Origin of the sequence: Enterococcus sp. CR-Ec1 (assembly GCF_002850555.1) — a bacterium.
Lineage (GTDB): Bacteria > Bacillota > Bacilli > Lactobacillales > Enterococcaceae > Enterococcus_D > Enterococcus_D entomosocium.
Window position 1 is genome coordinate 48,952 of the sequence record NZ_CP025223.1, and the last position, 12,257, is coordinate 61,208.

A 12,257-nucleotide genomic window follows, 5' to 3' on the forward strand; every position below is an offset into this window, starting at 1 on the left:
AGCGGCTTTTTTCTTGGTTTTCAATGGGTAAAGCCGCAGTTAGCTGACGGCTTTTTTGTCGGTGCTTTTGCGAAAGTAGTTGATCGTTAATAGGAAAGTCAGTAAGACTAAGGCCCACAAAAAGAATAAGGCGATTTGAGAGCCGATGACCGTCCCTTGGGTGTAATCGGTCGCCGCATTTTGAGCCAAATTGATAATGGTCGCCACCACAGCCGTCGCCACTGCACCAGAAAATTGCTGCAGCGTATTAAAGATCGCATTACCGTCCGCGTACAACGCAGGAGTCAGCTTGTTTAAGCCGGTGGTCATCATATTGCTGTAGGCTAAGCCGATCCCGATCATGTAAAAGACATGTCCAGCAACTAGGCTCCAAATGAAAGGCGAACGCAAAACGAGGGCTAAGGCAAGCCAACCGATGGCAATCAACGTCAAACCAGACAGGATCGGTTTTTTCGGTCCAACTTTATCCAGCAACCGACCAGAGATCGGCGCAAGGATCGCCCCGATGGCCGCCCCAGGAAGCATAACTAATCCTGCAGTAAAGGCATCTTTTCCCAAGACGAGTTGGACAAAGTTCGGCAAGACAAAGGAAATGCCCAGTAAAAGGAACTGACAAACAAGAAAGCCAAACAGAAACAAACTGAAGCTGCGGTTTTTCAAAACAGCCAAACGAATCAAAGGGTTCGGGCCTTTTGAGCGTTGATAAAACAAGCCAGCACCAATGAAACCGAAAAGCAGCGGCAGTAGACTCGCTAAGGTGCCTACTTGATTCAAGAACAATAAGAAGCCGCTGAACATCAAGACGATTCCTAATACACTCAGTAAATCCAGGGAAGTGTCTTTTGCCCCAGCCGTTTTAGGGATCGAGTAAAGGCCGAGTACTAGGGAGATCAGCAAGACTGGGATCAAGAAAAGAAAGATTGCATTCCAAGACCAATGGGCGGTCAATAAGCCCCCATATGTCGGTCCGATCGCTGGAGCGATGGAAGTGGTCAAATTCCCTAAGCCGATTGCCGCTCCCCGTTTTTCAAAGGGGGAGTAAGTCAAAATGATGTGGAACATCAAAGGCAGTGCGATCCCTGTGCTGGCACCTTGGAAAAAGCGGCCAATCAGCAAAATGGCAAACGTCGGCGATAAAAAGTCGATCACCAAGCCAACAAGGAAAAAGGCGTTGGCAGCTAGAAACAAGGTTCTCAATGAGAAGCGTTTCAAAAGGTAGGTCGATATTGGGACAATGATGGAGATGACCAGTAAGTAAATGGTCGTCACCCATTGAACATCGGATGTTGAAAGCGTAAATTGATCGATCAATGTCGGAAACGTTACATTCATGGCTGTTTCAATCAGCACGCCTGCAAATGACATCAATCCGGTTGCGAGGATCGCCCCCACGAGTTTTTTGTTGTTTTCCATATTCTCACCTCTAAAAATTCGCAAAAAAAGAGACCGTTTCTATTCTCATAGAAACCGCCTCTCTCTCGACAAGCGAACCCGCTTGTTATCTGTACGATTTAATCTATCGCTATTCTACTGACTTCATAAGAAAGTGTCAAGAGAAGTGGTTAAAAAAATAGCAAAAAACTTTTTTGAAAGTTTTCAAACTTTTACTTACACGAAAAATTTTCTTCTGCTAGAATAGTCGAGTACGAAAAAGAGAAAGGAAGTTGTTACATGCCCATCAACAAAAAAGAAAGTTTGATCTATACGACACTTATGTGTATTTTCATGGTGTATTTTATGAGTGTTTACAACCTCATGTTCCAAGTCGGTGTTTCTGCATTGGCATTCCAATTGGCGTGGAATGAATTGCCATTAGCTCTTTGTGTCGCCTTTATTTTGGATTGGTTCATTGTTTCGGGTCCAGCAAAAGGTTTGGCATTTCGATTTTTGGACCATCAATCAGCTACTTGGAAAAAAATCGGTTTGATTTCTTCATTGATGATCGCCGGCATGGTGATCTGTATGTCACTCTTTGGTGCGTTGATGCATCCAAACCCTGATCACTCGGTGTTCGTCAATTGGCTAAGCAACATTGGGAAAAATGTGATTGTCGCATTGCCATTGCAATTGTTCATTGCAGGCCCAATCGTTCGCCGGGTGTTTCGCGCCTTGTTTCCTATTGGCACTGTGCAAGAACAGCCAGTACTAGGGGAATAATCGATCAGTAGAAAAAACGTACTGCAGACAGGCTCTACCAAGGTTAGCTAAAAATAGCTGGCTTGGCGATAACTGGACTTGCGGCACGCTTTTTTGCTTTTATAAACAACAAAAAAACCCATAGGATGGTATGGGTTTTTCTGGTTACCCTATGAAATAGGATACAGGATGTACCTATATAGTAATATGGTGAGGTCAAAAAGGAAAGTTCAATTTTTTCATCAATACATGAAATTGATGAAAATCACTTGTTTTTATGACGAAAAAAGCAACTTATAATTGTTTTTGCCGATTAGTCTGTGTAGAAACCAATCAGTTGATACCAACGACGATGCTCAATATGGTAGGCATCAGGTGAGTACCCTGACATTGAAAAACCGATAAAGGTGATGACCAGTCCGAGAATAATAAACAACAGACTGAGAAAAACGAAAAAGCGCTTATTGATTTTGATCATAGGACTGCCTTCTTTCGATAGTTTTGAACAAATGATTTTGGCCAAACGACAAGGGAGTGGGTAAGACGTGAAAAAGGTCGGCTCATACTATAAGTGGCGATCAGACAAAGAAGCCCTAAACCAAATAAGAAAATTCCCACGCCTAACTGACTTAAAAAGAGATAGAAACCATCCGCCATCAGCATGGGACTTAAGACAACGCTAGCAATCCCACCGATAAACGTAGTGACACCAATCATGCCAGTGGTGAAAGGCACACACCAGATGATTATTAAAAAGCTTAGGATCAGCAAAGCGGCACTTAACAATAAGCTGCCCCACAATGGAAAGCCTAGCACTAAGATTAAGAGCAAAAAGGGATGAAAGCGGCGGGGAATCTCTACCACGACCTCTTCTGTTTCTGTGACTGTTTGGATCAGTTCTTTTGGGGAGCCAAGGCGTGCCACGGCTTCTTCTTCAGTGTATCCTTCTTCCATCAAATCTTCGATCATCTCGTCATAATAGTTGATCAGCTGATGAATCTCGCTAGGTCTGACTTTTTCAGATAATTCTGCAGCCAATGCCTTGATAAAATCAACTCTGTTCATCTAGTGTTCCTCCTTTAATAAATCGCTGGATCAATGTCAATTGGGGCCAGTCGTTGGTTAAAAAATCGTCGATCCGCTGTTTGCCAAGTTTGGTCAAGCGGTAATATTTTCGGGTCCGTCCTTGATGACTCTTGTTGTAAGTCTCAACCGCTCGGCTGGCTTCTAAGCGCTTCAAGATAGGGTAGAGGGTGGATTCTGAGATTGGTAGTAAAGGAGAAATATTTTTGACTAATTCATAGCCATAAGAGTCCCCGTGCTGCAAATAGGCTAAAACACAAATTTCCAATAATCCTTTTTTTAATTGGGCATCCAAAGGCTCTCCTCCTGTTCATATCCATACTATACATTACATAGTATCATTTCACAAGTAGTATCAAAAAAATCAGTCTTAAGACTTAGCCGAGGAAAACAGGAAGGTTTTTAGAAAAATGGTCAAAAATATAAAACAAAATTAAGAAATTCGGCAGAAATTATATGTTAACGTTCTCTTTTTTGTTAAAGTAGAAGTATGCAGATTACTTTCAGTAAGAAAATTGGGTGTTGGTGGTGTTTCACTGGAAGAAAGCAAGTGAGAGTAGAGGAGCGTTAGCGAGAGCTGATCGCCTCAAGAAAGGAAGGGGTATTATGAGAAAAGCAACGATTACGAAAAAATATTTGATCAACTGTTTAAAAAAATATCTGGTGGAATATCTTTATCGGCCAATCACTGTCCGCGACATTGCTAAATATGCACGAACATCGACCCAACCAATCTATTTGAATTTTTCAAACATGCAAAATTATAAACAGGCAATGGTCGATGATGTCTTCCATGACATTCATGAAGCAAAAAAAGAGACGGTGATGACACTGGATCCTCTATACTGTTTTTGGCATGACTATTACGTGTTCGCCAGTCGCAATCGAGCCCTCTTTTTTGCATTATTTTTAAATGATATTGGTTGTGGTCCCTACATAAAAGAGTGTTCTTTTGCATATTTTCAAGAAGCAATCGCTGAATCAGCTGTTTTTCAATGTGAGCAAGAAAACGATCTGAGGAAATACCATGAAGAAGCCTTGATTTTTTTTAGCGGTTTGGTATTGCTGTTTATTCGTGAAGGGTGTACTGACGGCAACAAGGATTTTATAAAAGATACCATGGAGTATTGGGAACGAATGTTAAAGAAAGCAAAAGGCGTGACGCGAGACCAGGGTCGGCAAGGATTATTAGAGGTTGGTGCGTTTGCTGTAGAGGAATAGGTACTTGAAATCAAGCATTAAAATAAATATCTGAATATTTTGACACCAAAAAACCGTTAGTGATTAAACATTCTTCACTGACGGTTTTTTTGAGGAGGTAAGTCTTGCGGTATGAGTAGAACAATTGTGGTGTTTTCACCTTTTACTGATTGAATCGATAAGGAAGCTTGCGTGCCATAGTACAATGCTAGCCGCTGGCGTACATTGTTGATACCATAATGTTGATCAGAAGGTTCCTCCAGTTGTTTTAGCTGTTCAGGATCAATCCCGGGACCATTGTCTTGAATCTCAAACCGTAGCCATTGTCCTTCTTTGAGGCAGCGGATCGTCAATACCCCTCTGCGGTCATCTTCAATATGATCAAGCCCATGAAAGACGGCATTTTCGACAAACGGCTGCAAGAGCAGATGGATCATCGGATACTCATCGATATCTGAGTCAATTTCGAGGACTAAATCAAAGGAATGGTGATGCATTTTTTGCTGGATTTTAGCATAGGTGATTGTTAGATCGAGTTCTTTGGTGATGGATAGCCGGTTGGATCCTTGGTTTAGGCTGAGACGGTAGAATCGAGACAGCAGCTGAGCCATCTCACGGATCTCGTGATTGCCGTTTAGTGTGGCAGTATTGCTGATCAGTGCTAAGGAATTATAAAAGAAATGCGGATTGATCTGGGCTTGCAGAGCCCGCAATTCGTATTCTTTTTGTTTCAATTCGGCTTCATATACTTCATTGATCAGCTCAGCGATTTTATCTAGCATTTTTTGAAAATTGGTGTATAACTGTCCGACTTCATCTTTTGAAGAATATGTGTGCTGGATTTTGAATTGATCCATTGATAAAGAGGCCATTTGCTGGGTCAAAGAGTTGATCGGCTGTACCACGGTTTTAGCCAACCACCAGCTGGATAAAACCAATATCATTAATACAAAATCAAAGATAATAAGTGCCGCACCAACTAGATACAGTAAACTGCTGAAAAATGACTGTGCGGTTTTAACAAAAACGATTTGCCAATGATTATCCAGCAGTACAGGAGCCTCTTCAATAACTGCGTTTCCAACCAGCCACTGTTTTTGAGTACGTTGCTGCTTCGTCAAATAATCAATGCGGTAAAGCGTCTGCCCGGTCTCTGACTGAATGGTCAAATCATAAGGCTCCTCAGTGACTGCATCCAGATTCGTGAACAATGCTGCTCGATCGATGGTTAAAACGATGTAGTTTAAGGAATCTGCGGTATGGCCTTTTAAAAAAAGGTTGGTATAAAAAGAAAGTTCCTCCCGTTCTTTGTCAAAATACGTTCGAATCTCGGTCGAAGGTTTTTCTTTTAGAAAAGGCAGTGCTGTATCAGCCGTGATTTTTTTGACGTATTGCCCATGATCATAAAGATCGATCGTGGTGTATAGCGTGATGCCTTTAATATCTGCTTGCGGAAAACGAACACTGTGAAACAAAGGCACGATCGTATTTTGAAAGAGATTGTATTGATCAAAGTTTGAGAAGCGTTGACTAGAAAGCTCTTGCGTCAAGGCGGTATTGTTGGCTAAAAAGAGCAGGCTGTCCCGATAGGTGTGGATCTTGCTTTCTAACTGATAGCTGATACTTTTGAGATTATCGGAGTAAGCACTTTTTTCCTGCTGTTGGATAAAGGCTCGGATGATAGATACCCCGACAAAGGTCAAAACGATCAGAGGAACAATGCTTGAAAGAATTGAAATAAGGGCGATCTTTTTTTGAAAACGAAAATTTTTAAAACAATCGTGGACTTTTCTTAACAAGAGGGACCTCTCTTTCTATACGCATCCGGCGTCATTCCGACAATTTCTCGGAACGTTTTGCAAAAATAGGAATAATGATTAAAGCCAACTTGTTTGGAGATAGTTCGAATGCTGCAGTTCGAGTTCTTTAAACGCTTCTGAGCCTGTTTGATACGGTAAGACTTGATGTATTTGGTGATACCCATGCCTTCAGAAGTACTGAATAATTCGCTTAGGTAGTTAGGATTGATATTGACTTCCTTTGCTAACCGCTCCAAGCTCAACTCTTGGTGAAAATGAGCGAATATATAGGATTTTACTTGGCGCACATAGTCATTTGACTGGCTCCCGTTGATTTGAAGCAAGGCATCATGGATATAATGGAAGAGGGCATCAAAAATATCCGCAATTAGTTGCAGACTTGGCGCTTCCAGTATTTTTCCAATCTGATTAGCGCCACACTCCGCATCAAAAGTGATCGTGCACTGATCGATGATTGTTTGATAAAAGGTCGCAAAATAAAACTTGGCATTGGTTGGTTCCTCACGTCCATTTGTTTCAAAGCAGTCGAAAACTGTTTTCACAAGCGCGTGGGCTTTTTTACTTTCGTATTGATTCACATACGAAACGGTTTTTTCAAAAAGCGCTTTCTTGACGATGTAGTGATCTCCCGGAAGCAGCTGGCAGATTTTCCCTTTGTTTTGCTGATAAAAAGACCGCTGACTGGTTCTCAGTAAGTCATGATAGGTGCCATACACCCCTGAATGGTGGGGAACTGGTCCGCTGTCAAAAAGTGTTATTTTTTGCTGAAACTGTTCGGAAAAATAGGTAGTTAAGTTGTTTTTTCGCTCTTCGATTTCCCTTTTTGGCAAAGGTTCGTTAAAAAAGAGCAGTTGTGCTGGAGCTAAAAACAAACTGAACATTTCAGGAAATGCAGCAGATAGCGAAGGGACAAAATCCGGCGCATTCCAAGAATCCAGCGGCCAAGTAACGAGAAAAAAAGAGGGATGAGTCTTAAAAAAATCTTGTGCAATCGATTGCTCTTCCTTCGGCAGTGAATGCCAAGGATAGCCATAAAAAAGTTTACTCAAAATCTCTTTCAAGTAATGGGTTTGTGCGATTGTTTTTGTGTAAGCGCGCTGCTTTTGTTGATCAATAAAAAGAATGATTTTATTTATTTGTTCATAAAAATCATCAGGGTCGATTGGTTTTAAGAGGTAGTCAACCGCTTGTAACTGTATGGCTTTTTTTACATAATGAAAATCTTCAAAGCCGCTGATAAACATCACAGGAATTTCAGGAACTGCTTCTTTGATTCTCGCTACGAGGGCATGTCCATCCATAAAGGGCATCTTTACGTCGGTAATTATCAAGTCAAAGGGCTGTTCCTGAAAAAGTTGCCAGGCTTCGCGGCCATTTTTGGCTTCTTCGATCAGCCATTCTTTTTCATGCTGACTCAAGAAGTATTTGATCACTTCTCTTTGATCGTAGCTGTCATCAGCAAGCAGCAGTCGGTACATGGTTTTCGCCGTCCTTTCGTATAGAGAAAATTACGCAGTCGCTTCTTCTTTCTATAGTAAGCGATAAACAAAAAAAGCAACAGAGCGAATTTGTAAACGTTTTATTTTTCTGGAAATCGTGCTATGAATCTGAAAAAAGTGCTATATTTTCTGTGGAAGCGATTGCGTATAATAAGGATATCAAAAAAGTTTGAGGAGGAAAACAATGAAATTTAGGCGGGGGACAGCAATGTTAACAGCAGTTGCTTCAGCACTTATTATGACAGGATGCAGTTCAGAAGAAGCAAAGACCAATGAAAATGGGGATACCGTGATTACGATCGGACGCCAGACCGCACCGAACTCGAAACTGCCTGAGGGGGATTCTTACAGCAATAACGCATATACTCGATTGATTCAAGAACGCTTGGGCATCGAGCTGGAGAGTGCCTTTGAAGCCCATGGGGAAGACTATGATCGTCAAGTATCGCTAGCGATCGCTTCAGGGGAACTACCGGATACGATGATCGTCGGATCAAGAGATGAATTGGAAGAATTAGTTAACAATGATTTAGTGGAAGACTTGACCGAAGTATTTGAGGAGCATGCCGACGATTTTCTAAAAGACATCTATGATTCGTTTGATGGGATTCAGTTAGAAGCAGCCACGTTTGATGATCGCTTGATGGCGATCCCATCTACTAGCGATGACTTCGGGCCCAATCTTGTCTGGTTGCGCCAGGACTGGCTAGATGAGCTAGGTATTGAACTGGATAAAGATGGCAATCGCTCAATTACATTGGATGAGTTGAAGGAAACAGCGATTGCTTTTCAAGAAAATGATTTAGCCAATACCGGAAAAGCAGTTGGTTTGCCATTGGCCTTCTGGTTGTCTTCGCCAAATCATGGCGGCACGGCATATACCGGAACAGCCATCATGAATGCGTTTGGAGCCTACCCAAAATCGTATCTCCAAGATGAGAATGGGCAGATGTTTTATGGATCCAATACGCCAGAAATGAAAGAAGCACTAACGCTACTGAAGGACTGGCAAGATGAAGGGTTCATGGATCCGCAATTTGGTACCCGCACGTATGACGATATCCATGCCATGATGGTTAATGGAGAAACGGGCATCGCTTTTGGTCCTTGGCACATGCCTGACTGGGGCTTAGTACAAGCCAAACAAAATGATCCAAATGCTGAATTTGTTCCTTATGCCCTTGAAAATGCTAACGGCGATGGAGGGGTCAATGCCGTGGCTAACCGCGGCACTGGGCAATACATCGTGGTGCGCAAAGGTTTTTCTGAGCCGGAAAAAATCATGGAGATGATCAATCTGATTTATGGTGAAGTTGCCAACTCGGAAGATATTGAAACCGAGTTTCCGGAAATTTATGACTATGCGAAAGTGGATGTCGATGGGACGGTTCGTCCATGGAATGTTGTTTTCTTAAAAGCCTATAGTGAGATTGATGATGCAGTAGAAGCTTCCAAGGCGGCGGTTGGCGAAACATCTATCGAGGATATCTCCAACTTCTTCATCAAAGAAAACGCCGAAAAAATCAAGCAATATCTGGATAGCCCTGAAGAAACTGATCCGGTGGACTGGACCCGCTATGCCTCCCGCTATTTAGCCGTCAATAATGTGATGGGCGGTATCAGAGAGCAAGGACGCTTGAATGAAGTGAAACCACCGCGTTTTGATTCGATCAAAGCCAATGAACGAAACGGCGCACAAGTAGGGAAACTGGAGGAAGAGACCTTCATTAAGTTTATCACTGGAGAAGAACCCCTGGAAAACTTCGACAACTATGTTGAAACCTGGAATAGCCAGGGTGGGACAGCCATACTTGAAGAAATGCAAGAAGTAGTAGATCAGCGAGCAGATAATTAAGCGGCCACTCCAGCGGTTCTGACACTCGTCTTTCGAACAAAGAAAAGCAAGGTTGTATGCAGGAAAACCGACTGCAGGTGCCTTTTCTTTGTTCGAATTTTTTCATCAAGCGGCTGGTGAGGCAAAAAATTTATGGAGGAGTAAGTAAATGGAACTTTCTGTTGAAAAAGAAAGCAAAAAAGAAAAGAAAAAGTGGTTTTCTCGAGATCAGCTTTTCTTTCTAGGGATGATTTTACCAGGCATAATTTTTATTTTGATTTTTTCTTATGGTCCTATGTTTGGGTTGTTGATGGCATTTCAAGATTATGTGCCAGCGAAAGGTGTATTTGGTTCTGAATTTGTGGGATTCGAGCACTTTCGCTATTTGTTCAGTTTACCGGATATTTTCTTAGTAACTAAAAACACGATTTTCATCGCTTTCTGGAAAATTGTCTTTAATACGATCGTACCGATTCTTTTTGCGATTCTATTAAATGAAGTACGTGTAAAGTGGATGAAACGCTCCATTCAGACCATCGTATATTTGCCCCATTTTCTTTCATGGGTCATATTGGCTTCAGTAGTGGTCAATTTATTCAGTCTTGATGGAACGGTGAATCAGATTTTACAAAACTTTGGTGTAGAACCATTAAACTTTTTGGGTAGTAATCAGCTGTTTCCTCGTTTGCTGATCGGGACCGATGTTTGGAAAAGTTTTGGTTACAGTTCAATCGTGTACCTTGCTGCCATTACCTCGATTGATCCGGGATTATATGAAGCAGCAACGATGGATGGTGCTTCTTGGTCAAAAAAAGTCTGGCACGTAACCCTGCCGGGGATGATGCCTTTTATTTTGCTGATGACGATTTTGTCGCTGCCTAATATCTTGAATGCCGGCTTCGACCAAATTTATAACCTGTATTCTCCGGTTGTGTATCAAAGCGGCGATATTATCGATACCTATGTCTACCGAATCGGTCTGATCGGTAGAGACTATAGCTTAGGAACCGCCGTTGGTCTGGTCAAATCGGTGATCGGTCTATTCTTGATTTGGTCTTCCAACAAAATTGCGGAGAAGAAGACTGACAGAGTGATGTTTTAAGGAAAGGAAAAAAGAGATGAAAGAAAAATTTAGTATACGGCATGCAGTAATTTATTTGATCGTCATTGTTTTGGCTCTTTCTTGTTTAGTACCGATGTTGAATGTCGTGGCACTTTCTTTAAGCAGCAGCAGTGCGGTCGCTGCAAATGCTGTGGGGCTATGGCCAGTGGATCTGACCTTAGCGGCTTATGAGCGCATCATGAGCGATCAGCAGTTTTGGCGTTCTTTTGGTATTTCAGTCATTCGTGTGGTGATCTCTTTATTGCTGAATTTGGTGATGATCGTAACGATGGCTTACCCGCTATCTAAATCAAAAAAAGTATTTCGAACGAGAAAATTATTCATGAGTGTGATGGTTTTCGCTATGCTCTTCAGTGGCGGCATGATTCCAACGTATTTGGTCGTTCGCAATCTAGGATTATTGAATACGATTTGGTCCCTGATTTTACCTAGTGCAGTCCCTATCGGCAGTGTGATCTTGGTGATGAATTTCTTTCGGGGAATTCCCAAATCATTGGAAGAATCTGCTCGGATCGATGGGGCCAACCCACTGCAGATTTTGGGACGAATCTATATTCCAATGTCTTTGCCGTGTTTGGCAACCGTTTCTCTATTCAGTATTGTCGGTAGTTGGAATGATTTTTTTAGTGGACTGATCTATATGACCAAGACTGAAAACTATCCTTTAATGACCTATATCCAAACACTATCAGTCAACATTGCTGAAACAATGCAACAAGCCGGGAATTTGACTTCCGAGCAGCTACAAAGTCTACTAGCGGTCTCTGATCGAAACTTGAATGCAGCGAAGATCGTGGTGGCAGTGGTGCCGTTATTGATTATTTATCCGCTTCTACAAAAATATTTCGTTCAAGGAATCGTTGTCGGATCAGTAAAGGAGTAAACCCACATGATACACTTTTTTCATTCAGAAAACTTCTTCGCACGAATCGCTTGGAAATTCAGCCAGTTGCTCCTATTAAATGTACTACTCTTGTTTTTTAGTTTGCCGCTCTTCACGATCGGTGCAGCCATTACTGCGGGTTCTAAAGTGGCGACTGATCTGATAGAAGGAAAAGCACCGGCTGTTGTTCAGCAGTTTTGGTCGGTCTTTTGCCAAAGCTTTCGAAAGAGCACTCTTATCTGGCTCAGTCTACTTTTTTCTTTGTGGCTTTTGACTGCTGATTGGTTGTATTATTTCCAACTAAAAGGGACGCCTGATCTTTTTACCGTAGGCTTAGTAATTTGTACGTTCATGTGGCTTCAATTTTTCCAAGTTTCGTTTTTCTTACTCGCACGTTACGATAGCGGAATCAAAACGATCCTTTTGAACAGCATAAAAGTCGCCGCAAAGCACCCTTTTAAAATACTTAGTCTTCATATTCTGACTGCAGCCCCTATTGTCATCATGCTTCTTTCACCCTATGCGCTGGTTTTCAGCATGTACATTGCCTGCTTTTTTGGTCTTAGCTGTTTTTTGTATGCACGCTGTCAGTTATTGTTGGCAATTTTCAAGAAATATGAGAAGGTAGAAATAGCAGAAAAGTAACTGGCTTTTATAGTTAGAAACGTTGAATGGAGGA

Annotated in this window: 12 protein-coding genes; 6 read left to right on the forward strand and 6 right to left on the reverse strand. The window is 41.9% G+C overall.

The window, feature by feature from the left end:
• Nucleotides 1-39 precede the first annotated feature (39 nt).
• Entirely contained in the window at nt 40-1,413 is a 1,374-nt protein-coding gene (locus CXM95_RS00225) for an MFS transporter (RefSeq protein ID WP_010748497.1), read from the reverse strand.
• Nucleotides 1,414-1,671: 258 nt separating this feature from the next.
• On the opposite strand from CXM95_RS00225, the gene CXM95_RS00230 reads away from it, so the two are divergent.
• The gene (locus tag CXM95_RS00230; RefSeq protein ID WP_005226468.1) at nt 1,672-2,157 is read left to right on the forward strand and encodes a hypothetical protein; all 486 of its coding nucleotides are present in this window, start codon (nt 1,672-1,674) and stop codon (nt 2,155-2,157) included.
• 292 nt (nt 2,158-2,449) lie between these two features.
• On the opposite strand, the gene CXM95_RS18780 is transcribed toward CXM95_RS00230, so the two are convergent.
• From CXM95_RS18780 to CXM95_RS00240, 3 genes are read right to left on the reverse strand one after another with little or no spacing between them, the layout of a single operon-like run.
• Entirely contained in the window at nt 2,450-2,614 is a 165-nt protein-coding gene (locus CXM95_RS18780) for a hypothetical protein (RefSeq protein WP_005232885.1), read from the reverse strand.
• Nucleotides 2,611-3,201, reverse strand: a complete 591-nt coding sequence (locus CXM95_RS00235; protein WP_005232884.1) for a DUF1700 domain-containing protein — start codon at nt 3,199-3,201, stop codon at nt 2,611-2,613. The genes CXM95_RS18780 and CXM95_RS00235 overlap by 4 nt, the downstream gene beginning before the upstream one ends.
• A complete protein-coding gene (locus CXM95_RS00240) occupies nt 3,188-3,514 on the reverse strand; it encodes a PadR family transcriptional regulator (RefSeq protein WP_005232883.1) in 327 nt (108 codons plus the stop codon). Before CXM95_RS00240 ends, CXM95_RS00235 begins: the two co-directional genes overlap by 14 nt.
• Before the next feature lie 224 nt (nt 3,515-3,738).
• Here CXM95_RS00240 and CXM95_RS00245 point away from each other — a divergent pair, with 224 nt between their 5' ends.
• Nucleotides 3,739-4,440, forward strand: coding sequence for a TetR/AcrR family transcriptional regulator (locus CXM95_RS00245; protein WP_035006404.1), 702 nt, complete (start codon nt 3,739-3,741; stop codon nt 4,438-4,440).
• Nucleotides 4,441-4,514: 74 nt separating this feature from the next.
• Here the strand turns inward: CXM95_RS00245 and CXM95_RS00250 are convergent, their stop codons facing one another.
• Nucleotides 4,515-6,218, reverse strand: a complete 1,704-nt coding sequence (locus tag CXM95_RS00250) for a sensor histidine kinase (protein ID WP_101698727.1) — start codon at nt 6,216-6,218, stop codon at nt 4,515-4,517.
• Entirely contained in the window at nt 6,212-7,717 is a 1,506-nt protein-coding gene (locus CXM95_RS00255) for a response regulator transcription factor (RefSeq protein ID WP_008376719.1), read from the reverse strand. Before CXM95_RS00255 ends, CXM95_RS00250 begins: the two co-directional genes overlap by 7 nt.
• 205 nt (nt 7,718-7,922) lie before the next feature.
• Here CXM95_RS00255 and CXM95_RS00265 point away from each other — a divergent pair, with 205 nt between their 5' ends.
• The 4 genes from CXM95_RS00265 (at nt 7,923) to CXM95_RS00280 (ending at nt 12,223) form a co-directional block, all read left to right on the forward strand.
• Nucleotides 7,923-9,593 carry an extracellular solute-binding protein gene (locus CXM95_RS00265; protein WP_008376717.1) on the forward strand — a complete coding sequence of 557 codons (1,671 nt, stop codon included), beginning with the start codon at nt 7,923-7,925 and terminating at the stop codon, nt 9,591-9,593.
• Nucleotides 9,594-9,741: 148 nt separating this feature from the next.
• The gene (locus tag CXM95_RS00270; protein ID WP_008376715.1) at nt 9,742-10,674 is read left to right on the forward strand and encodes an ABC transporter permease; all 933 of its coding nucleotides are present in this window, start codon (nt 9,742-9,744) and stop codon (nt 10,672-10,674) included.
• 16 nt (nt 10,675-10,690) lie between these two features.
• Nucleotides 10,691-11,578 carry a carbohydrate ABC transporter permease gene (locus CXM95_RS00275; protein WP_005232877.1) on the forward strand — a complete coding sequence of 296 codons (888 nt, stop codon included), beginning with the start codon at nt 10,691-10,693 and terminating at the stop codon, nt 11,576-11,578.
• Nucleotides 11,579-11,584: 6 nt separating this feature from the next.
• Nucleotides 11,585-12,223 carry a DUF624 domain-containing protein gene (locus CXM95_RS00280; protein ID WP_016611649.1) on the forward strand — a complete coding sequence of 213 codons (639 nt, stop codon included), beginning with the start codon at nt 11,585-11,587 and terminating at the stop codon, nt 12,221-12,223.
• The last annotated feature ends 34 nt before the right edge of the window (nt 12,224-12,257 follow it).